The following is a 22,598-nucleotide window of genomic DNA, read 5'->3' as shown; positions in this document are numbered from 1 at the left end:
CCATGAAGAAAGCAAAGCGACTTATTAAAAAGCTAGGTGTGGATAAGGTGCGTGAGATTGTTGATAAGGCTCACTCTGATGCACACTACTACGTTGATGCTTGGACTGAGAACTTTGGTGGTGTTCATGGGTTCTATGCAGATAAGTGCATTGTTGGTGTTCATAACCATCACACGCATTACAAGTTGTCTGAATTGAAGGAGGCGTTAGCTAATGTCAATTGAATCACTACTAACAAAGATCGTTGAGCAGAACACGGTGCTGATCGAAAAGATAGAAACAAAAGATCAAATCATTCTTGATTTACTTCAAGAGAACAATGAGCTGTTGATGCAGATCAGCGATGAAGAAACAACTAATCAAACTAAGAACTTGGATGATTAAATATGATGCCACTCAAACAATACAAAGAGAATCGCTTAACAGTTGTCGGTATTGAAGCGCCAGACAATAAGAGTAAATCCTTAACTGGTACTAGAGTGTGTTTAAGCAATGGTCAGTACCTTGGTGATGTGAAAGATATTCAACTTACTGGTGGTGTTGATAATGCATGGAAAGTTCAGGTCACTACCTCAAGTGTTTTGACCAATGAGCAGGTGTCCAATCTATTTGCTAAAGGTGGGTATGTTTCACCACTTGAACAGATGGATCGCGGTTCCATCAATGGTCATCCTGCTTGCGCACCTAAAGAAGAAGGTAATGTCTAGACCGTGCCGTGAATGGGGTTGCCCTAATCTTGTTAAGTCTCGAAGTCAGAAAGGTTATTGTGATAACCATGCCGATAAACGATCAGGTTGGTCACGCCGTGAAGATCGAACAGGTTCAACGACTGAACGTGGCTATGGTCACACGTGGCGTAAGCTGCGTGTTCAGGTGCTAAAGCGTGATAACTATCTCTGTGTTGCACACATGGCCAAAGGGCAGCTTGTAGAGGCTACTGATGTCGATCACATCGTTAATAAAGCGAATGGAGGTACGGATAATATGGATAACTTACAGTCGCTTTGCTCGCCGTGTCATAAAGAAAAAACAGCCACAGAAGGGAGGGGGGAGTCAAAAAGCTCTAGCCTTTGCGCTAAATGACCGCCCCCTTAACCATTTTTTTACGTGAGCGAAATTAAAAATTGAGGGTCTTGACTTATGGGTGGAATTAAGGCAGTCGCAGGAGTCGGGCGTAAGCCAAGAGTTAAGCCAGACCCAAGCAATGATTTTGAAAATGTTTACGATATTGATGTTCCACTTCATCTTCAACAAATGGATCAAGCAGTTGTTATGTGGAGATCAATTGTCCCTGAATTATTAAAGCGAAAAATCCTAAAGCTAACTGACATGCACAACGTAGAAATGTTTTGTATGGCTTACCACAACTTGCGCGAAGCCCAGCATGAGGTTGTTTTATATGGGGTTACGATTCAAACAGAGTCGGGACGGATTAAGAATCCTGCATTGACAGTAGTTAATGAGTCGTCAAAACAAATTGCCTCATTTGGTGCGATGTTGGGTCTAGATCCTGCATCACGAACTCGGCTGATGGCTGGTGGTGGCAAGCCAAAAAATAATGCATTTGCAGGGGTATTAAATATGTAGTGAGGTCGTTAAATGGCAGCTTACCCAAATGTAGACATTGCAAATAAGTGGGCTAGGCAAGTCGTTTTAAACAAGATTCCTGCATGTAAATGGATAAAATTAGCCTGTGAGCGTCACTTAAATGATTTAAAAAGTAGTAAAAAAAAGGAATTTCCATACAAATTTGATGCTCGTTTAGCTGAAAAGAAGATCGCTTTTATTGAATTGTTGCCCCACACAAAAGGTGAATGGGCGATGAAGCGCATGAAGTTGACTCTTGAGCCTTGGCAAAAATTTGGAATAGCGTGCACCTTTGGTTGGGTTCGGAAAAAAGACGGTTATCGTCGTTTTCGAGAAAGTTATTGGGAAATACCGCGTAAAAATGGCAAGTCTGCAATTGCAGCTGGTGTCGCTCTCAATATGTTTGCAAATGATGGTGAATTTGGTTCAGAGGTTTATGCTGGCGCTACCACTGAGAAACAAGCATGGGAAGTTTTTAAGCCTGCACGCTTAATGGCCTTACGTTCACCTGATTTTGTAGAGGCTGCAGGAGTTTTGGTTAATGCAGGAAGTCTCGAAATACCAGAAGATGGTTCGTTATTTGAAACGATTATTGGCGATCCACCAGATGGTCAATCACCACACTGTGCTGTTATTGATGAATTTCACGAACATCAAACATCTGCAATGTATGACACGATGCAGACAGGTATGGGGGCAAGGCGACAACCCTTAATATTCACGATTACAACGGCTGGCTTCAATATTGAGGGGCCTTGTTATGATTTGCGTGTCCGAATCCAAGAGATGCTGCTAGGCACTGTTCCAGATGATGAGTTGTTTGGAATGATTTGGACGATAGACGAGGGTGATGACTGGACTAATCCTAAGGTGTTGGCAAAGGCTAATCCCAATTATGGTGTTTCGGTTTATGCAGACTATCTTGAATCACAACAAAGACGAGCCATACAAAGCGCAGCAAAACAAAACGCATTTAAGACAAAGCATTTAAATGTATGGGTTTCTGCTAAATCTGCTTTCTTTAACATGGAGCAGTGGAATAAGTGCAAAGATGAAAATTTAAAGCTTGATGACTTTAAAAATGATGCATGCATGATTTGTGTGGATCTCTCCTCAAAGATTGATATTGCTGCGCGTATCAATCTTTTTTATCGAATTATTGAAGGGAAAATTCACTACTACAGTATTAAACCTAGATTTTATTTGCCATATGACACTGTTTATAACGGTGAGGAAAAGCAAGTTATTGAGCGATATCAAAAATGGCTAAATCTAGAGTTACTTACAGTCAGTGGTGATGCTGAGAATGATTTAAATGAAATTGCTCAAGAGATTATTGATGATGCGATTAATTTAACGATTAAAGAAGTCCCATACGATGAATGGGGTGGTTTTCAGATTGCAAAAAACATTGATGATGCTGGTTATGATTCAATAAAAATGCCAAAAATCACCAAAACATTTTCTCCAGCAATGAAAGAGCTTGAGGCTGCAATAGCAGCAGGTCGCTTTCATCATGATGGGAATCCGATTTTATCTTGGATGATTGGTAATGTGATTTCAAAAACAGGAAAGAACGAAACTGAATTTCCAGATAAGGAAAAAAGCTTTAAGAAAATTGATGGTGCGGTAGCTGCCTTAATGGGCATTAGTCGAATCCTTACACTTAACAGCAATCCATCAGATGATGATCTTTCAAGTCATATTGAAAAACATGGGGTTAGAAGACTCTAATGAGCATAAAATCAAAAATAGGGGGGTGGCTTGGATTTAAAGCTGCTCCCCTTGTTGTTTCTGGACCCGATGAGTTGGCTCGCATATTTGGTGCGGAATTTGTGACTAGTTCGGGTCAAACAGTTACTCCACTAAGAGCTATGCAGCTCTCGATCGTATTTTCGTGTGTCAGAGTACTTTCAGAGTCTATGGGGATGCTGCCTTGTAGACTTTATAAGCAGGATGACAAGTATAAGCACCCTGCAGTAAGTCATAAGCTTTATGATCTTTTGAATCTCGCACCAAATGACTATATGACAGCTCAAGAGTTTTGGGAATTACTCATGGTTTGTCTTTGCTTGAGAGGAAACTTTTATGCTTACAAGGTTTATGCACTTGGTGAGATTGTTGAACTACTTCCTCTTGATCCAAGTTCAGTTACGCCAAAATTAAAGGATGATTGGACAGTTGAATATCAGGTTAATTTTAAGAATGGCGGTATCAGGACACTGAGTCAAAATGAAATTTGGCATGTTCGTTTATTTACTTTGGATGGCTTAACTGGTCTAAATCCTGTGGCATATGCACGTAAATGTATAGGTCTAGGGTTAGATACAGAAGAACATGGTGCAAAGTTATTTAAAAATGGTGCTGTTACTTCGGGTGTTTTAGAAACTGAAGAGTCATTGACTGATGTTGCATTCAATCGTTTGAAAACCGAATTTGAAGAAAACTACACGGGCTTAGCTAATACATACAAGCCAATGATTCTTGAGCAAGGTTTAAAGTGGAAACCAACAGCATTAAATCTTGAAGATTCTCAATTCTTAGAAACACGTGAATATCAAAAAAGCGAAATCTGCGGATTGTTCCGAGTGCCTCCACATTTAGTGGCAGCGATGGACAAGATGACTTTAAACAATATTGAACATATGGGGATGAGCTTTGTGAATTATTCACTGGTCCCTTATATGACACGAATTGAATCAAGAATCAGAGTTGGACTGCTCAATGAAAAAGATCGTAAAAATCACTATGCAAAATTCAATGCTGGCGCACTTTTACGTGGTGACTTGAAAACACGTTATGAGTCTTATGGAAAAGGTATTCAATGGGGATGGTTAAGCCCTAATGATTGTCGAGAACTTGAAGATATGAATCCACGTGAAGGTGGGGATATTTACTTAACCCCGATGAATATGACAACTAAACCTGAGGATGATAGTGATGCAAAAAAAGCATCTTAATGTGCCTTTTGAAATCAAATCTGTATCAGCCACAGGTGAGTTTGAGGGCTATGGTTCGGTATTTGGTGTTAAGGATAGCTATGGTGATGTGGTTATGCCAGGCGCATTCAAGCGAACACTAAATGAATGGTCTCAAAAAGGTCGTTTACCTGCCATGTTATGGCAGCACAAATCAGATGAACCCTTGGGACCATATCTGGAAATGAAAGAAGATGAAAACGGCCTTTATGTAAAAGGCCGTTTGCTTATTGAGGATGACCCACTGGCAAAACGTGCACATGGTCATTTGAAAGCAAAATCAATAGGTGGCTTATCTATCGGTTTTATTCTTCGTGATTACGAATACGACAAACAGCTTGGTGTCTACAAGCTAACAGACATTGATTTGTGGGAAGTATCACTTGTGACCTTTCCTGCAAATGATGAAGCGCGAGTTTCGGATGTGAAATCAGCGTTGGATCGAGGGGAAACCCCATCTGAAATGGAAGTAGAGCGAGCATTGCGAGATGCTGGTTTCACACTTCAACAAGCCAAAGCTTTCATGGCTAAAGGTTACGGAGCGATTAGTGCACAGAGAAATACTGAGCAAACTGATGACGCGCTTCAATCACTCAAAGACTTAAAATCCATTTTTACAGCAGGTAAATAAATCATGGCTATTGAAAAAAAAGATATTGAAGAAGTTGCAGCAGACCTTAAAGGTACGTTTGAAGACTTTAAGAAGAAAAATGACCAAGAACTTGAAGCAATCAAATCTGAAAAGGGCAAACTGGGTGAGCAAGTTGAAAAACTTAACGAAAAATTAGGTGATATCGACAAGCTTAAAACTGAACTTGAAAAAGAGCTTAAAGCAGCTAGGCGTCCAGGTGTGGCTGGTGGTGAAGGTGTTGATGAGCATAAAACTGCTTTTTATCAATTTCTTCGTAAAGGCGTTGATGATGGTCTTGCGGACTTGGAGCGCAAAGCTGTTCAAACCACTACTAATCCTGATGGTGGCTTTGCAGTCCCAGAAGAACTAGATCGCACGTTGCTGGAACTTTTGAAAGATGAAAGTCCAATGCGTAGCGTATGTTCTCAAATAACCGTTGGATCGTCTGATTATAAAAAATTGGTCAATCTTGGCGGTGCTGGTTCAGGTTGGGTGGGTGAAACAGATCCACGACCTGTAACAGGAACCCCGACACTAGCTCAGCTTCAAGCAACAATGGGTGAAATTTATGCAAACCCTCAAGCAACACAGACATCATTAGATGACGTGTTCTTTAATGTTGAAAGCTGGATTTCGACAGAGGTTGCGCGTGAGTTTGCAGAAAAAGAAGGTCATGCATTCTTGCTTGGAGATGGTTCTAAAAAACCGAAGGGCATTCTAGCCAACACATTGACCACAGAAGCTGATAAAGATCGTGCATTTGGTTCAATTCAGCAAATACTTTCAGGTCAGGCAGGTAATTTTAATGGTGACAGCCTTATTGATTTGATCTACTCATTGAAGAAAGGCCATCGCAATGGTGCCTTATTTATGATGACGAACCTAACTCAAGCAAAAGTGCGAAAGTTTAAGGACTCTGAGGGTAATTACTTGTGGCAGCCTGGTTTGCAATTAGGTCAACCATCAACATTACTTGGTTATGGCATTGAAGAAAATGAAGATATGCCAGAAGCTGAAGCAGATGCTAATGCAGTTTTGTTTGGTAACTTTAAGCGTGGTTATTTGATTGTAGACCGCATGGGAACACGTGTACTACGCGATCCATACACCAATAAGCCGTATGTTGGTTTTTATACAACAAAACGTACAGGTGGAATGCTTTTAGATAGCAATGCAATTAAGGCTTTAACATTGGCCGCATAAACTTAATTATTTATATATGCCTCACATTTAGTGAGGCATATATTGGGGTGGAAAAATAATGCCAATCATCACAGTTAAACAAACATTCAAAATTGCAATTGAGAATGGAAATAAAATTATTGTGGTAGAAAAAGGCGATCAGGATGTATCTGATCGTATTGCGAATGTGGCTGTAAATCATTTAAAGGTTGCAGTATTTAAAGCTAAAGGTAAGCAAAATGAGTCAGTTTCTAACACTGGAACAGGTAAAACTACACCTTAAAATTGATCAAGATGACGAGGACTCAGATATTGAGGCCTTGATTGAGGCCTCCTTTATAGCATTTGAGGAATCTACAAATAGAAAGTTGTTTGCTAAAAATGTTGAAATTCCAGATGACATAAAAAATGGAGTTCATGTTAGTTCAGCAATTATTCAAGGCGCAAAACTACTTATTGGCCATTGGTATAAAAACAAAGAGGCGGTGGGGAGTATGCAGAACATGCCACTTGCTACCGAGTGGCTTTGGCGCAGACATCGGTTTGTGAATATGGGGTAAATCATGGGTATTTCAGCTGGTGAACTACGCCATCGTGTCACCATCCAAAAATCTAATAGTGGTCGTGATGAAAACAACTACGAAGTTGACGAACTGTGGTCTGATCACATCAAGTTATGGGCCAAAGTCACTCCATTATCAACCAAAGACCTTATAGCGGCTCAAGGTGCACAAGCTCAAACCGTTGCTCGTATGAAAATCCGCTATCGAGAAGATATAACTACCCAAATGCGTGTAATTCATCGTGGCCTTATCTATGCGATTGATGGACCACCACAAGCAGACGCTGAAAGTGGTCTTGAATATCAGACGTTTATGCTGAGCGATGGGGTGGAAAAATATGCAGGTTAATCTCACTGGCTATGATGAGGTTAAGCGAAAGCTCGATGCTCTTGCAGACCCCAAAGCAGCAAAGCGAATTGCTCGCCGATCTGCTCGAAAAGCGATGAATATTGTTCGTGATGCTGCTCGACAAAATGCTAAAGCTATTGATGATCTTGATACCGACGAAATGATTTGGAAAAACATCTCTACACAAGGCGGTAAGACTCGAGATAGAAATGCAATCAAGATGCGAGTCGGTGTGCGTGGTGGAGCTTCATTCTCAAATCCCGAACCACCTAATACAAGTGGCGGTGATACTCGGCATTGGAGATGGGTTGAGTATGGTCGATCAGGTGCAATGGCATTTCCATTTATGCGCCCTGCATTGGCCACCAATATTGATGTTGTGACAGCCAAGTTTGCTGAAGAATTTATATTTGGTGTTGATGAGGAGTTAGCGAAGTGACGGTTTTGCCAATTTTCAAGATGATTCGCACTAATGCAGATTTGCTTAAAATTTTTGGTGATCGTATCTACGACTCAGAGGCACCACTAGAAACAAAAGCACCATATATTGTGTGGCAAATCGTATCAGGCACTCCATATCGTGGAATTGATTGTGCTGGCGATACTGATAACTTGATGTTTCAAGTCATGATCTACGATACAAATCAGCTGAAAGCTATGCAGCTACGAGAACAGGTGCGACAAGTGCTTGAGAATGACTGCATTATTAATAATTCACAAATCAATCTAAAAGATCCAGTAACAAAACTTCATGGCCGTGGCTTTGATGCTAATTGGATTTTAGAACGTTAAGGTGTTTAGATACAAATATATACATCGATAAGATTGACATGAAAAAAGCATGATATAAATGTTTGAATTTTAAATGTTTTTAGAAGTCGCACTAATAAGATAGAAGTTATATAGGATTTTAGAATTTAGAAAGAGTTACACGTATAAGATGGGATGGATTTATTAGTCTTCATCTAAGAGAAAGCAAAACCCCGATAGCTACCAACTGTCGGGGTTTTTTATATCAACTTACAAAGTAAGGAGACATTACAAGTATATGTTAGAAATTATATCAGCAATTCTGCAAAAAGTAGAGGTTGTAATGGATAAATACGGTTATTGGAAGGTATCAGGAGTGGTTTTACTTGGGATCACCATCTGGCAGCTATCTAATATTATTAACGCATTCGCAACATTGGCTGTGGTTCTGAAATAAACCAAGCCTAAATAAACTATAGCACCCAATCGGGTGCTTTTTTATTGCCTGAAATAAGGAGCACCTCAGATATGGCAAGCAAGAAACTAAAAGTCCAAGGTTCGCGATTCTTCGCGTTCGATGGCGAAAATATTAAACGCATGCAATGTTTAAAAACTTTTGACCCTGGTAGCGACTCAACCACAAAGATTGATGATACGTGCTTGGATGAGCCTGATACAAAATCTTCAGTACCAGGTCTTTCTGATCCAGGTGATGGTTCGCTTGGTTTTGATATTGATATCAAAAATCCTAGCCACCTAGAAATTGTTGAATGGGCAAATCAGAAGAAGCAATTAACAATCATTGTTGGGTCGGCAGATTCGGATGCTGTTCCAACAGTTGAAGATGGTGCTTTGATTTTCCCTAAAACTCGAACTTGGTGGGTGTTTGATGCGACATTAACAACTCCTGTGTGGAAGTTTGACCAAGACACTTTGGTCAACTGCACCATTACAATGCAACGTAAGTCCAAAACAGATTTTAAGCCCGAAACAACCTAATCAACTCAAACCATAGCCCCTCAATCTGGGGCTAATTTTTTGGTGAAAAAATGAAAAAACTAAGTATTGATCAAATTAAAAGTGGTGTGCTGGTCGGAAAACCTGAGAAAATTACCGTGACAGTTAAGGTTCATGGTGAAGAACATGAGTTTGATTCTTATATTACACCATTTGGTTATGAGGCAGTGATTGCTCAAATGCGTGCTTTTGGCGAGAAAAAGGAAGCACTAGCAGGAATCCTTGCATCAGTCATGTGTGATGAAAATGGTGTGTTAATCTTCACAGAAGATGATGTTCGCAGTAAGTTTAATCAGCCATTTATCGAGACGATGTGGGCGAAAGTGGTCGAGATTAATATGTTGGGAAAGAAACCGACATCGACATCGAAGACGAGCTCTTCATCGAAATCGGCATCGCGACAGGGCGGACGTACTCGGAAATCAAATCGCTCGAATACCGCGAAATCAAAAAATACGAAGCCTACGTCAGAAAGTATGGAAGCCTCAACTTTGGACGACGAATCGAGCAAGAAATAGCACGTATTCACCACTCGTTACTTGTATCTAAAGGTGTTAAGGATGTTACAGCAGTAGATTTGATGTTACATGAATCCAAACCAGTAAATGATGAAAACTACGATAGTAATGATGAATTGACCAATGTAATGATGGGAACCTTATAGACCGATTCTTAGGAGTCGGTTTATTTTTTGTTGGATTATTAGTATCTTGGCTGTAAATAAGATTTATGGTTGGGATGATGTGAGATATTTAATAATTTTTGGTTTGTGTGTATGTTTTGCCGCTAATGCACTTGCTGTTGATCTTGAGAGTAATGTTAAGGATTTTGTAAAAAGTAAAGACTGGTATAGTTTTTCGATAGCAGACACCTTTTTTGGTAGCACAGTGGGAACAAGAGCAGCTACAGAAGATAAGAGGATAGATGCCACACTTGCTTTAAATTACATAGCTAATAACAAGTGTGTGCCAGAGTCAGTAGAAATAATTTATAAAACCAATAGTGTTGCTGAGGAGGATACTAAAAATACGATTTATGGAAATATTCAGCTTGATGGATCTAATGCTAATAGGGTAATGGCTTCACTTCATGAGCAAGAAGGATCAGAATTTGTTTTTATTGTGGTCGATGATAAATATTTTGATGAAAAGATAAAAAATGGTAATTCATTATTTGTGAATTTTAAAGGTTTTGGAGTGGCTGAGTTTTCTCTAGCAGGGGCAAAAAAAGCAATAGAAAAAGCCAGATCAGATTGCAAAGATCATGTATATGAGTAGCTGATAAGACTTAATAGTTCTGCAATTACGGTATCTTTGTTGATGAAAACCTTATAAGCAGATTCCTGGTAGTGGGTTTATTTTTTGTTTAATTTTTAGTATGTTGGCCTAAATGTTTTGGATTTAAGATATGAAAAAGCTATTTATAATGACAATGATATTTGTGATGTCATCTGTGTCATTCGCAGCTACTACAGATAAGATTGCTAATAATCAAACATATAAGATTGAAATGCGTACAGGAGAGGATAAAAGCATTTCTGTGCCTATAACTGTTATTTTTGATCAAAGATTTGAGAAATCAATTTCAAAAAAATATATAAGTGATATTTCAAATAGTGCTTTTGAAAAAGCAAAAAAAATGAATTTGAAAAATCCATACTCGTTTAAACCACGAGAGGTTACTGTTGAGCAGGTATCCAATACTCTGGAGTTTATTGCTAAGTATACCGCAGAAAATAGTTACGGCTCTGATGTTATTGGTGAAATCAGGATTGTGAAATTTTTATGGGATGACGGTCTATATCACGATAAACCTCAATAAAATGTTACTAAACTTGCCCTGCAACTGCAGGGTTTTTTATTGCCTGAGGAAAAGTAAACATGGCTAATCTAGGAACTCTTACGCTGGACTTGGTTGCTAAAATTGGGCAATACGTTGAGCCGTTAAATGCTGCAGAGCGTAAAACAAAAGATGCCTCTTCAAGCATGGTTAAGCAAGTTGACTCTGTTACTGAGGCTATGAAGAAACAACAAACAGAAGCTGAGAAGACAGCTAAAGTTATTGGTTTTTTTGCATCTTCAGCAAAAGCATTACTTGGTGGCATTACTATTTCAACTATGGTCAATATGGCTGATGGTTATGGTCAAATGGCTGCGCAGATTGAAATTGCAACCAAAGTTACTGATGATGCTGCTAAAAGTGCAGAAAAATATAACTATGTTCAAGAGCGTTTACTCAAGACAGCTAACACTACTTATCGCCCATTAAAAGAAGCACAACAAGTATGGCTTGATGTTGGTGGTGCACTTGAAAAAGTAGGGTATACAACCGAACAAACATTGAATATTACGGATTCAATGTCATTTGCATTTACAGCAAATGCTACAGCAGCAGACAAGGCTACCAGCGCAACCAATGCTGTAACAAACTCAATTATTAAGAATAAAGTTGAGGCGGATTCGTGGTCTAGCATCATGGCTGCTATTCCAACAATTACAGCAGATTTAGCAAAACAAACAGGTAAAACAGAGCAAGAAATTCTTAAATTAGGTGCTACAGGAAAACTATCTGCTAAAGATTTAGCTGCTGCATTTGAAGTATCTCGTGAGAAGAATGAAGAACTTGCAAATAGTATGCGAAACAGTGTGCAAGATGGTTTTACACGTCTTGTAAATGAGGCAACTGTCTATATTGGAAAGCTAAATGAAACAACTGGTGCAACGAATAGTTTTGCAGCCATGTTGTCTACACTTGGTGAGAATATTGATATTGTTGCAAACGCTAGTGCTATAGCTGGTGCAGTCATTATGGGGAGAATGGTTGGTAGTTTGTATACGTCAACCGCTGCAACTATTGCGGATTCCATAGCAAAACAAAAGAAAATCATGACTGATTATGAGGTTGCTAAGGCTGAATTAGCTGCTGCAGCTGCAATGGCTAAGGCGACAGGTGCTGCAAATGCTGAGACCGTTGCTATGGTAGCTAGTGCTAGAGCTACATATCAAAAAGCTGCTGCTGCAAAAGAGGCATCTATAGCAGGAATGACTCTTAGTAAAGCTGGTTCTGGATTGCTAGGTGTACTCGGTGGCCCTGCTGGCTTGATATTTACACTGGCAACAGTAGCTGGTGGTTATTACATGATGAAGGGTAATACTGACAAAGCTACCGAATCGTTAGATGAGCATGGCAAGACCACAGATGAGCTTATACAAAAATACAATGAGCTTTCAGAGTCTCAGCGTCGCGCATTTAAGTATACGGAAACCAAGGAACTTAAAGAGCTTACAAATGAATATGAGGCTGCTGAGCAAAAAATCAGTCTTTATGCTGGTGCTATTGCAAAATATGCAGCCAAAGATGAGGAGACTAGAGATTTAATTGAGGGGTGGATTGAGGCTTTTAATAAACAGCAAATAACCTCTGAAGAATTGGCCAATAAAATAAATAGCCTGACAACAGTATCTGATGATTATAAAAATGTATTGGATACCCATATAGGCACTTCCAATAAAGCAAAGGAGGCAATGTCTAAACAGCAAAAAGTTGTTGAAACACTTACTGACAAAGAGGCAAAGATCAAGAAAGCACATGAAAGCACTACTGCAGCTGTAAAAAGCCAAGCCGATGCTTATAGAGATCTTTCTGAGAGTCAGCAAAAGGTTATTGATAAGATTAATCAGGATGCTTGGCGGACTGCATATATTAAAGAAAAGGTTGCTGCTGGCTGGTCTGCTGAAAGAGCTGCTTATTATGCCGATACTGGTATTACTGGTGGTTATTATGATCCAAATCCTAAGGAGGGTTTATCTCAGAAAGATGCTACAGCACTACAATCAGCTTTGGTTATTACTAATTCTTTAGTATCCACTATAACAGGTAAGCCATCATTAGCTGGCTATCAAGTCGCAAGTAGTGGCTCAAGCAAACCATCAGATCAGTTAAAATTGGATGATTTCTCTAAGAAAAAACTTGAGGAGGATTTTAATTCTAAATACCACCAGATAGACAAGAATGAACTTAAAGCATTTATTAAGGTTCGAGAGAATGCTATTAAATATAATTTTGCTGATATTGAGAAATTAAATGGCTTACCTAGTGGTCTCTTGTCCGCAATTCACATGAATGAGTCGCGAGGAAATGCAAAAATCGTTGGTCCAATGAATCCTGGTTTAGGGACTGCAAAAGGTGGATTTCAGCTTTTAGATGGAACAGCAAAGCGATTTGGATTACAGGGAGATGATGTTTTTGATCTAAGTAAATCTGCAAATGCTGCTGGTAAATATTTAAAGTATTTATATGGGATGTTTGGTGATTGGGAAAAAGCAGTTTCTGCATATCACGCAGGTGAGGGCAATGTAAAAGCTGGAACTAAGATTGGACCTGTTAATAGAAAATATGTAGCTGATGCTAAGCGATTTACAGCAGCAGCTAATAATAGCACCCAGATTGACTCCACTTTTTCAGCACCAACTACTGAGGATATCCTGAAACTCCAAAATGATGCAGTGGTAGCAAAGCAATCATCTGACGAAGCTAAGAGAGCAATGATGATTCAGTTGGCACCATCGCCACTTAAACAAATGGAGATGGAGAATGAAGACTACATAAAGCAAATCTATAAAACATTTGCCGATCAACCCGAAAAACTCAAGGAAATGCTTGATAGAAATAACATTATCTATCAAGAGAATCGTCAGAAACTTATTCTTGATACACAGGCTGAATATGATCAATATTTTGAGTTTGAGAAAGATCGTATTACTCAGATTACAAATAGCTATGATACGCAAAAGTCGCTTTTAGGTACTAACTCTAAATTAGGTGTCAAGGAACGAGCAGACGCAGTTGAAGCTTTAGAACGTCAAAAACAAGCTGAGATAGAGGCTGTTAAGTTGGAGGAAAGACAGCAGATCTTACAGGCTCAGGAACTCTATATGACAGAAACCGAAATTGTCATGAAGCGTTACCAACTTGAACGTGATGAGATTGCCAAAAACACCCAACTTACTAAAGAAACTCGCGAAGCTTTGTTAAAGACTTATGATTTATCGCTTGGCAGTCAGATGGATCGAAACGATCAGAAAATTGATGACATTCATTATGAAAGTCTCAACTATTTATTCCTCAAGAAACAACCAGACCGAGCAGCGTGGAGTGATTTACAAAATCAATATGATGGTGAGAGTGGTGGTTTAGATAAAGCTTACTCTGAACAGCGTGCTGGTATTTTCTTAGGCATTGAAGACGAGGAAGAGCGTAATGCTAAATTGCTTGCTGCCCATGAAGAGTATCTTCAAGCAAAACAGGCTTTAAATGACAAGTACGATGAAGAGGAAAAGGATTTAAAGAAAGCTCAACTTGATTCACAACTTGCTTCTGCTGAGGCTGGATTTGGATCCATGACCGAAATGCTTCGTAAATCAGGTGATGAGCGCTCAGGTATTTATCGAACAATGCTTGTGATGGAAAAGAGTGCTGCAATTGCTCGATCTATTATGGCCATTCAAACCGGTATTGCTGAAGCATCTGCTAATCCATTCCCTTATAACATTGCTGCTATGGCTTCTGTAGCCGCTGCTACTGCAAACATTGTTTCTAGTATCCAGTCTGTATCTGCTGGATTTTATGATGGTGGTTACACTGGTGATGGCGGTAAATATGTTGCTGCAGGTATTGTGCATAAGGGCGAGGTCGTCTGGTCGCAGGATGATATTGCACGTTGGGGCGGTGTGGCCAATGTTGAGGCGATGCGTTTAGGTCGTAGTCTCGGTGGCTATTCTGATGGTGGGATTGTTGGATCTAGTTCAACAAGATCATTTCCGAATATCGATTTTTCAAGCAGCCAATCAGCACCAACAGTAAACATTCATACATTACCTGGTCAAACAGCTGATGTTGAGTGGAATGATGGAGTTTTAGAGGTTCGGATGCGAAAGATCGCCGAGGATGTTAATAAGCAGTCTTGGAGAAATCTAGGCCGACCAAGTTCAGATGAGTCAAAAGCTATTCGACAGCACACAACAGCTGGGCCTCGGAGATAATTATGCACACATTAATGTATTGCTCCACTCAAAGTGGATATTCGGCACAGGTCGGTGATGGTGTGATTTCCCAAGAGCTTGATGGTGGCGCACCTCGCCACCGTAGGGCTTTAAAAGGAACATACCATACAGCAAGTGTGCGATGGGTGGTTAAAAAAAGTGGTTATCAATACTTAATGGCCTTCTATCGAGTGTGGGCAAGAAATCCATCACAACGGTTCTTGGCTAAGCTTTGTATTGATGATCCGATCGTTCAGCCTTACCAGTGTTATTTTATTGGCACTCCAACATTGAGTAGTAAAGAAGGATCGATCTATACAGTGACAGCTCAGTTTAGAGTTAAGCCATTGAATATAGATCCTGCCATGGATGATTTGATTGTTGGTGTTAGTGACGAAACACAAGATCTTGCAGAATTAAACAACCTGTTAGACCACATTGTGAATGAAGCTATGCCAAATGCATTAAAGGGGATTAAATGAGTAATTACGCTTCTTTTTATCTTGATGCACCAGGATCAATTGTGCAGCTTGAATGTATAGAAATATCACATCCAAGTTTTTCACAAGTTCATCGTTATGTCAGAAATGATGAAGATGGCGTGATTGCTGGTGGTAATGCATATCTCTATCAACCTATGTCGATTAAGCGAAACAACGTCACAAATGATTTAGAGCAAACTACAGCGATTACATTTGCCGATATGAATGATGCACTTGCTAAAGCAATCAAGAATATTCAAAAAAGCCAATGGCCACGTGAACGACCTAAATTTGTGATGAAGATTTTTCGTGATGATGATTTAAGTCAACCGATGGACCAATTGCAAACACTAGAAATCCCAACAGTATCTAAGGATAGTAAAGGATTGGTAACTTTTGATGCTCAGGCACCAGAGTTGAATAGCGTTCGCACTGGATTGCTTTATAACTTCAAAGATTATCCGTTGTTGAGGGGTATTTAATGTCTATCGATAATTTATTAGATCGAACATGGTCTAACGAATACACGTGTAATGAATTTGCTATTGAGGCTTGGAAGCAAATCACAGGTGAAAATATAGATTTAAGATCCTTTGAAACAGCCAATGGCAAACAGTCCTTTGAAATATTAAATAAACCAATATCCCCCTGTATTGTCTATATGACAAATAACAATCGAAGCTCGACTCATGTCGGGCTTTTTTATTGCGACAAGCTTTTGCACTTAACACCATGTGGCGTCCAGTTTATTCCGCTTGAGATGGTGAAAAATCATTTTCGGGAAGTGAGATTCTATAAATGAAGAAAATCGTTATTGTTCATGATAGATATGACAACTCAAAAAATGAATATTATGAGGCTGAAGAGCTAAGTCCATTCTTGTTTGAGTACTTCAAGGGAAAGCGTCCTGAAAATTTGAGGTTTTACCATGAGTCTATGTCGCATGAAACAGATGTAACACCTAAGACCATTGCTGATGTAGATCGATTAGAAGCGCTAACGGGTACGATTTATGTTGAGATATGTGGTGCTTGGATTTGGTATGTTTATTATGCTGTTGTTGCTATTGCTGCAATATTCAGTGTTTATTCAATACTTACAATGCCAAAACCCAGTGCGAATGGTGGTGTTGGTTCATCAAATAATGAGTTGTCAAATAGATCGAATAAGGCTCGTGTAAATAGTCGAAAACCCGATATTTATGGCACGGTTCGTGGATTTCCTGATTTAGTAGCGGCAACATATACCTATTATGAAGAAGATAACGGCAGGGAGGTTGAAGAGTGCTTGCTAGAGATTGGGCGAGGGCATTTCCAAGTACATGATTGTCGAGATGGTGATACTGCTGTAGAGGGTATAGATGGTGTATCTATTTCCATTTATGATCCAGGTGTAAATATCCGAGGAAACACAACGATCTATAAATCAGGTGACTCATTTACATCATTGCCATTAGCTGTCAGAAAATCAGATGCCATAAATGGTCAATCGCTTGAAAAGCCAAATGACTTAAAACTTGAATCAAGTTCGATTTACTTCATGACTGGTGGTGTGATTCGTTCAACTGATTCATCTATTGATTTTACAAAGTATTTTAAAACTGCTGATGGTATTGCTATTACTGGTGCCCAGTATGGTGTTAGAGATGCAATATTGTCTGGAAGTGCAATTGTTACATCTGATTTTAAAGTGATTGTGCAATCAGTAAAAAATATTGAAAGTTTTGCCGAGTACAAAGGCTTACTATTGACTGGTGCAACTTTTGAGTATGTCGTAGAAGAAACGACTATTGATCCTGAAACAGGCGCATCAACGACAAAAGTGATTGAAAGATCATTCCGTGATATTTCTGGGCAGTATGAGGTAGCTAGTGTTATTCAAACACAGGTAGGAAGTGTTTTTACATATACGATTCAGTTGAGTTCGCCAAAACAAGTGAACTATAACTGGAATTATGTGATAGAGAATCAAACAATTAGTGCTGGTATCGTGTTAAATAAGAATGCTAACACAATGAACCTTGATGATAATTATTCAGCATCAATTGTGACATCTTCGCAGATAACATTAGCAAATGCTTCTACAGTGAACCAAGACTGGCTTAAGTTGCCAACATTGTTTAATGGATCAACGCAGGGCTATACAGCAAATGTAAATTTGGACATTGTTGCCAGCAAGTGGGTTGGTTGGTTTAACATCTTTTTTGATGGTGCTACACACTTAACATTTAATATTTATGCACCACAAGGAATGTACTCAACTACTGATTCAGGTGGTGAGCGACAGGCTGGTTGTACTGTTACGATCCAATACCAAATGCTTGATGATAATGGCGCACCGATTGGTGAGATCATTACAAAGGATTGGGCAATTTGGAATCAAACAAAAAGCAGTTTTGGTCGTACAGCTCGATATGCTTTACCAGGAAAAGGTAATGTTAGATTTCGTTTATCAAAGACATATGCGAAGGAAAATAATAGACCTGTTACTGAGGTTAAAATCAAAGATGTATATGCATCATATGCTCACTCAAAATCAACTTATCCTGGTGTAACTATAGTTCGATCAAAGACGGTTGCAACTGATGGTGCAATGTCAGTGAAAGATCGAAAGTTAAATTGCCTAGTTACTCGTAAACTTAAAGTCGATGGCACTGGCCAATTGGTTGTAACAAGAGATGCAGGTCAAGCATTAATTGATATGGCACTTGATCCATACGTTGGTCGGCGCTCTATCAATGAAATAGATATTGATCAAATTAAGTCGGAGATTCAAAAAGTCAAAGACTATTTTGGTAGCGATAAGGCTGTTGAGTTTTGCTATACATTCGATGATGACAAGCTCTCATTTGAGGAGATGGTTGGCATGGTAGCGAGTGCCTGTTTCTGTGAAGCATATCGTTATGGCAATAAGATCAGATTTAAGTTTGAGCAACCGCAGCCTAACTCTGTATTACTGTTTAATCATCGAAATAAAGTGCCTGGTTCTGAAAAGCGTACGTGGACTATTGGAATCAATAAAGACTATGACGGTGTTGAGTTGGAGTGGACAGATCCAAGTGATGATACTCGAACGACATATTCTGTTCCTGAGGATGGCAGTGCTAAGAATCCACTTAAGATCACAACGTCTGGCATTAGAAATGAGGCACAGGCCAAAACACGTGCTTGGCGTGAATGGAATAAGCTTCTGTACCAAACAGAGTCGGTTGAATTTGATGCTCTAGATGAGTCTAATTTACTGCAGCGAAATGATCGAATACTTGTTGCAGATGGAACCAGTCTTGAAACACAAGATGGTGAGATTGAAAGTGTAGATGTTTTAACGCTGACCTTGTCTCAGGATGTGAATTTTGAGGATGGCCAGATTTATTATATTCACCTTCAAATGCCTGATGCGTCAATTGATATTATTCAATGCCTAAAGGCAGAGCAGAGTAATCAGGTGATTTTAATCCGTGCACCACGTATGCCATTGGTAATTGATGATGATCGTTATATCAGAACAACATATTCCATCATCAAGGCAACCGATACGGACAGGCAGGCTTTTCTACTTACTGAGATGTCACCTAATGATGCAATGACCAATAAACTCACTTGTATTAACTATGATGATCGTTACTACGAGAAAGATCATTCATTTTTCTAAATAAACTTAAATTCAGGCCACCTTCGGGTGGCTTTTTTATTGCCTGGAGAAAGACAGATGGCAGATAAAATTGTGACTGCACAAAAGCTCAAGGATGCAGATAAAGATTGTGATGCACTTGATCAAGCTGTCAATGGTGGGGATAGCGAGTATGTGAAAACTCGTCGTGGTAAAGAATATCCGACTATGCCCAACGCAATTCGCCAAATCATGGAAAATGGTGGGTTTATGCCATTTGCTACTGAAGCAGAGCTACTTGTCTATATGCCTAATATTAGTCCCAGTGCAGCCAAGGCTATGGATACCAAAAAAGTTTGGCTTTGGGATGGTCTACGATGGAATAACACTGGAGATAGCGAATTAGATTTAGCAAAACAATATGTAAATACCTTAGTTAGCTCAGTACACACTAATCTCCTATCAGGATTTCATGCTTTAACAGAGGCCGTAGCTTTAAGCATTCCAAATGACGGTGATGGGATTAAAGATAATTCAAGTCAGAACCTGCATCTTGGATTAAGTGTTTTATCTACTTCTGTTCATGAAGTATTACTGCATATGGGAGGGTATTTTGAGGAAAAGCAAAAACTTGAAAGATTGATGTTGATACATAACTTATCAAATGCTTTATCTAATTTGGATGGTTTTGACCCAGCCAATACTGGCAGCAATAAATATGTCGAAACTGAGCATATTGTGGTTTTACCAACACCTAATCAAATCGCTCGTATCGATATAGAAACAACAGAGGCACTACCTAACTCAAAAGGGCCAACAATTAAATCAATAACGAATTTAAATGTTGATGGGCAGATTCTTCAATGCTTTGGAACACTTTCGGTACAAGGTTCTTCAAGCGCTGTTTTTCCTAAGAAAAATTGGACATTAGCATTTTTTAGTGATGAGGCTAGAGAAAATGCAATCAACATTAAACTTGGAAATATGTTGCCGCATGATGAGTTGGTATTTAAAGCCAATTTTGTTGATAACACCCAGTGTCGGAATATTGCTGTTAATCGATTGTGGGACCAAATGCAGTTATCTCGTAATGGCTACCCAAAGCGTGAGGTTGATTATGTCAATATGATCAACAATGAAGCCTTACAGAAAGAAAATTTTAAAGGGTTAGATTATGAGCCAACTGGGGCTACAGGCCATGTTGATGGCTATCCATGCGTCATGTATATCAATAATGAATTTTATGGAATAGGTACTTTAAATATTGGTAAAAAGCGTGGTAACTACAACCTAAAGAAAAACAATCAAAAGCATATTCAGCTTGAGTCTCAGGGCGGTGGATTAAATTTACAAGATTTACCCAGTACTCCAACGGGACCAGCATCTTCAGCATATCCTGAAATCGAAGCATTTGAAATTAGACGACCTGCTGAATGGGGTAGTGATGCACAAGCATCATATGATCGATTTTCTGCATTTCTAAAGTTATCTGTAAATGAGATGCGAGATGCTGGCATTGATAACTATCTAGATCGTCACACAATGTTCGATTACATCATTCTCTTGCAGGTTGCTGATCTTTGGGATCATCTAGGAAAAAATACACTCTACACAACATGGGATGGCAAGATTTGGCATTTCTTACCCTATGATGTTGACACTGTATTCGGCTTATATTTCACAGGAATTTATTTTAACGCAGAGACGGGAAAAGCATATCGTCCAGCGACAAATAAACTTATCACCTCATCAGAATCTGGAAATACAGGTGTAATCTCAAAATTTAGAAAAGTTTATGGCGAGGATATAGATGCTCGTTATGCTGAGCTGCGCGGTAAAGATATTATTTCAGTGAATAACATTATGTCTATTTGTGAGGAAATTAATAGGAAATTTCCAAATGATTTATTTTCTGCTGAAGATCAAAAATGGAATAAAGGAACTTCCAATATTTACACATCATTGATGCAAACTGGTTCGCTGTATCAAATTTATACATGGCTTACTGTACATATGCCAGTTGTAGATAGCTACTTCAATTATCAATCATAGGTATTCATATGAGCACTATTTTAATCAAAGATACATTACGCCAAGCTGTAGAGGCTGCAAGTGGTGGGGCGCAAACAGTTTTATATACCGCAAAGAATCAACCGACCTACATGAATATTATTGAAAAGTTTGATTTATCGAAGGTTAGTCCTACATTAAGTGGGACACATCCAGCTTTCATTATTGATGGAAAGGAACATGATGTAATCTACATTGGAACATATCAGGGTGTATTAAGAAATGGTGAACTTTTAAGTTTACCAAATCAAGCAACAACAGTATCAGTTGCTTATGATGATTTTTTAATGGCTGCAAAAGCGAATGGGAAAGGGCATCATTTAATTACAAATGCTGAATGGTCTGCACTCGCTCTTTATAGTGAGATGAACAAGACGCAACCCAAAGGTAATACGTATTATGGACAAAGTGTAGAAGCATCATATTTATTCGGGCGCAGAACGGATGGAAAGAAACCAGGTGATGCATCATCAACACTTGATGGTCGAACATTTACAGGATCAGGTCCTGTTGAATGGCGGCATAACGGGCAATATAACGGAGTTTCTGACTTGTCAGGTAATGCACATGAGATTTGTTCTGGTGCAAGGCTTGTCAATGGTGAGCTTCAAATTATCGTAAATAATAATGCAGCTTCAATAAATATAGATATGTCAAGTAACTCAATGGAATGGAAAGCAATTGATGGGAGAACTGGATTATTCATTCAACCTAATGGGCTTGGTACAACTCCCACATCTGTAAAGTACACAGATGATCCATTGGTCAGCGCAGATTTTACATTACGTGTTGGTAATTTTGGCAGTATTGTAAATACCTCAGTACAAGCACCTGTTCAGGAAGCAGCATTAAATGTACTTCGTACATTGCTATTTTTCCCAGTCTCCAAGAATCCAAACGTTTATGGTGGAAACAGAATTGGGATATTAAAGAGTGGTGAAGTGATACCTGCGCGAGGTGGAACTTATCGAGAAGGTTTATACGCTGGAATCTATAGAAATTATATGGCATTTCCACGTGCTTCTGTAAATGGTGAAACTGGGTCGCGTCCTGCATTCTATAAGGCTTAACGGAGAGAGAAGATGACAACACTAACGATTGTAAATAATAATGGTGAATGTGAAGTTCATAGTGTTCGTATTGATGATGGGCATATTTCAGTACTTTCAATTGAAGATGGGAGTGCAATTAAGATGGCTGAAATGGAAAGTTTATTCCCAGGCTTTAAAGAAATAATCAAATCAGCAGATAGTACTTTAAGTCTATTAGAAAACCTTCAAAGTCTTCGTGGTGATTATATTTGGGCGCATGTCAGTGGAAAGTTATAGAAATTTGTTAGG

Annotated in this window: 27 protein-coding genes; all 27 read left to right on the top strand. The window is 39.1% G+C overall.

Annotation, left to right across the window (positions count from 1 at the left end; all coding sequences use genetic code 11):
• The first annotated feature begins 2 nt into the window (after positions 1–2).
• The 27 genes from RFH42_RS03180 to RFH42_RS03050 all read left to right on the top strand — a co-directional run bounded on the left by RFH42_RS03180 (position 3) and on the right by RFH42_RS03050 (position 22,586).
• Positions 3–224: a hypothetical protein gene (locus RFH42_RS03180; protein ID WP_308974104.1), complete on the top strand. Its 222-nt coding sequence runs from the start codon at positions 3–5 to the stop codon at positions 222–224.
• Entirely contained in the window at positions 214–384 is a 171-nt protein-coding gene (locus RFH42_RS03175) for a hypothetical protein (protein WP_308974103.1), read from the top strand. The genes RFH42_RS03180 and RFH42_RS03175 overlap by 11 nt, the downstream gene beginning before the upstream one ends.
• Positions 385–386: 2 nt before the next feature.
• Complete coding sequence (locus RFH42_RS03170) at positions 387–707, top strand: hypothetical protein (protein ID WP_308974101.1); 321 nt, start codon at positions 387–389, stop codon at positions 705–707.
• A complete protein-coding gene (locus RFH42_RS03165; RefSeq protein WP_308974100.1) occupies positions 700–1,083 on the top strand; it encodes an HNH endonuclease in 384 nt (127 codons plus the stop codon). The genes RFH42_RS03170 and RFH42_RS03165 overlap by 8 nt, the downstream gene beginning before the upstream one ends.
• Positions 1,084–1,140: 57 nt before the next feature.
• On the top strand, positions 1,141–1,587 hold the full coding sequence (locus RFH42_RS03160) for a phage terminase small subunit P27 family (protein WP_308974099.1): 447 nt from the start codon (positions 1,141–1,143) through the stop codon (positions 1,585–1,587).
• A gap of 12 nt (positions 1,588–1,599) precedes the next feature.
• Positions 1,600–3,321 (top strand): terminase large subunit, encoded by a 1,722-nt coding sequence (locus tag RFH42_RS03155; protein ID WP_308974098.1) that lies wholly within the window; start codon positions 1,600–1,602, stop codon positions 3,319–3,321.
• On the top strand, positions 3,321–4,547 hold the full coding sequence (locus RFH42_RS03150; protein ID WP_308974097.1) for a phage portal protein: 1,227 nt from the start codon (positions 3,321–3,323) through the stop codon (positions 4,545–4,547). Before RFH42_RS03155 ends, RFH42_RS03150 begins: the two co-directional genes overlap by 1 nt.
• Positions 4,528–5,196: an HK97 family phage prohead protease gene (locus tag RFH42_RS03145; protein WP_308974096.1), complete on the top strand. Its 669-nt coding sequence runs from the start codon at positions 4,528–4,530 to the stop codon at positions 5,194–5,196. The genes RFH42_RS03150 and RFH42_RS03145 overlap by 20 nt, the downstream gene beginning before the upstream one ends.
• A 3-nt stretch (positions 5,197–5,199) precedes the next feature.
• Positions 5,200–6,399 carry a phage major capsid protein gene (locus tag RFH42_RS03140; protein ID WP_308974095.1) on the top strand — a complete coding sequence of 400 codons (1,200 nt, stop codon included), beginning with the start codon at positions 5,200–5,202 and terminating at the stop codon, positions 6,397–6,399.
• A gap of 58 nt (positions 6,400–6,457) precedes the next feature.
• On the top strand, positions 6,458–6,661 hold the full coding sequence (locus RFH42_RS03135; RefSeq protein WP_308974094.1) for a hypothetical protein: 204 nt from the start codon (positions 6,458–6,460) through the stop codon (positions 6,659–6,661).
• Positions 6,618–6,938, top strand: coding sequence for a head-tail connector protein (locus RFH42_RS03130; protein ID WP_308974093.1), 321 nt, complete (start codon positions 6,618–6,620; stop codon positions 6,936–6,938). The genes RFH42_RS03135 and RFH42_RS03130 overlap by 44 nt, the downstream gene beginning before the upstream one ends.
• A 3-nt stretch (positions 6,939–6,941) precedes the next feature.
• Entirely contained in the window at positions 6,942–7,289 is a 348-nt protein-coding gene (locus RFH42_RS03125) for a phage head closure protein (protein WP_308974092.1), read from the top strand.
• Entirely contained in the window at positions 7,279–7,728 is a 450-nt protein-coding gene (locus tag RFH42_RS03120) for an HK97-gp10 family putative phage morphogenesis protein (RefSeq protein WP_308974091.1), read from the top strand. Before RFH42_RS03125 ends, RFH42_RS03120 begins: the two co-directional genes overlap by 11 nt.
• Positions 7,725–8,081 (top strand): DUF3168 domain-containing protein, encoded by a 357-nt coding sequence (locus RFH42_RS03115; RefSeq protein WP_308974090.1) that lies wholly within the window; start codon positions 7,725–7,727, stop codon positions 8,079–8,081. The genes RFH42_RS03120 and RFH42_RS03115 overlap by 4 nt, the downstream gene beginning before the upstream one ends.
• Before the next feature lie 256 nt (positions 8,082–8,337).
• Positions 8,338–8,496 (top strand): hypothetical protein, encoded by a 159-nt coding sequence (locus RFH42_RS03110; RefSeq protein WP_308974089.1) that lies wholly within the window; start codon positions 8,338–8,340, stop codon positions 8,494–8,496.
• A 71-nt stretch (positions 8,497–8,567) separates the two neighbouring features.
• Positions 8,568–9,038, top strand: a complete 471-nt coding sequence (locus RFH42_RS03105; protein WP_308974088.1) for a phage tail tube protein — start codon at positions 8,568–8,570, stop codon at positions 9,036–9,038.
• Positions 9,039–9,088: 50 nt separating this feature from the next.
• Positions 9,089–9,574, top strand: coding sequence for a phage tail assembly chaperone family protein, TAC (locus RFH42_RS03100; RefSeq protein WP_308974087.1), 486 nt, complete (start codon positions 9,089–9,091; stop codon positions 9,572–9,574).
• Positions 9,575–9,766: 192 nt separating this feature from the next.
• Positions 9,767–10,333: a hypothetical protein gene (locus tag RFH42_RS03095; RefSeq protein WP_308974086.1), complete on the top strand. Its 567-nt coding sequence runs from the start codon at positions 9,767–9,769 to the stop codon at positions 10,331–10,333.
• A 130-nt stretch (positions 10,334–10,463) separates the two neighbouring features.
• Complete coding sequence (locus RFH42_RS03090) at positions 10,464–10,877, top strand: hypothetical protein (RefSeq protein ID WP_308974085.1); 414 nt, start codon at positions 10,464–10,466, stop codon at positions 10,875–10,877.
• 59 nt (positions 10,878–10,936) lie between these two features.
• The gene (locus tag RFH42_RS03085) at positions 10,937–15,097 is read left to right on the top strand and encodes a tape measure protein (protein WP_308974084.1); all 4,161 of its coding nucleotides are present in this window, start codon (positions 10,937–10,939) and stop codon (positions 15,095–15,097) included.
• A gap of 2 nt (positions 15,098–15,099) precedes the next feature.
• Entirely contained in the window at positions 15,100–15,579 is a 480-nt protein-coding gene (locus RFH42_RS03080; protein ID WP_308974083.1) for a hypothetical protein, read from the top strand.
• Positions 15,576–16,061 carry a hypothetical protein gene (locus RFH42_RS03075; protein WP_308974082.1) on the top strand — a complete coding sequence of 162 codons (486 nt, stop codon included), beginning with the start codon at positions 15,576–15,578 and terminating at the stop codon, positions 16,059–16,061. The genes RFH42_RS03080 and RFH42_RS03075 overlap by 4 nt, the downstream gene beginning before the upstream one ends.
• Positions 16,061–16,381 (top strand): hypothetical protein, encoded by a 321-nt coding sequence (locus RFH42_RS03070; protein WP_308974081.1) that lies wholly within the window; start codon positions 16,061–16,063, stop codon positions 16,379–16,381. The genes RFH42_RS03075 and RFH42_RS03070 overlap by 1 nt, the downstream gene beginning before the upstream one ends.
• Positions 16,378–19,230 (top strand): host specificity factor TipJ family phage tail protein, encoded by a 2,853-nt coding sequence (locus RFH42_RS03065; RefSeq protein WP_308974080.1) that lies wholly within the window; start codon positions 16,378–16,380, stop codon positions 19,228–19,230. The genes RFH42_RS03070 and RFH42_RS03065 overlap by 4 nt, the downstream gene beginning before the upstream one ends.
• A 57-nt stretch (positions 19,231–19,287) precedes the next feature.
• On the top strand, positions 19,288–21,240 hold the full coding sequence (locus tag RFH42_RS03060; protein ID WP_308974079.1) for a CotH kinase family protein: 1,953 nt from the start codon (positions 19,288–19,290) through the stop codon (positions 21,238–21,240).
• Between the two features lie 8 nt (positions 21,241–21,248).
• Positions 21,249–22,328, top strand: a complete 1,080-nt coding sequence (locus tag RFH42_RS03055) for a hypothetical protein (RefSeq protein WP_308974078.1) — start codon at positions 21,249–21,251, stop codon at positions 22,326–22,328.
• A gap of 12 nt (positions 22,329–22,340) precedes the next feature.
• A complete protein-coding gene (locus tag RFH42_RS03050; protein WP_308974077.1) occupies positions 22,341–22,586 on the top strand; it encodes a hypothetical protein in 246 nt (81 codons plus the stop codon).
• Positions 22,587–22,598: the final 12 nt, after the last annotated feature.

It is taken from the genome of Acinetobacter rudis (assembly GCF_031157835.1).
In the GTDB taxonomy this organism is placed as follows: domain Bacteria; phylum Pseudomonadota; class Gammaproteobacteria; order Pseudomonadales; family Moraxellaceae; genus Acinetobacter; species Acinetobacter rudis_A.
Note: the sequence above shows the minus strand (reverse complement) of the source record. Positions and strands in the feature narration are given on the sequence as shown.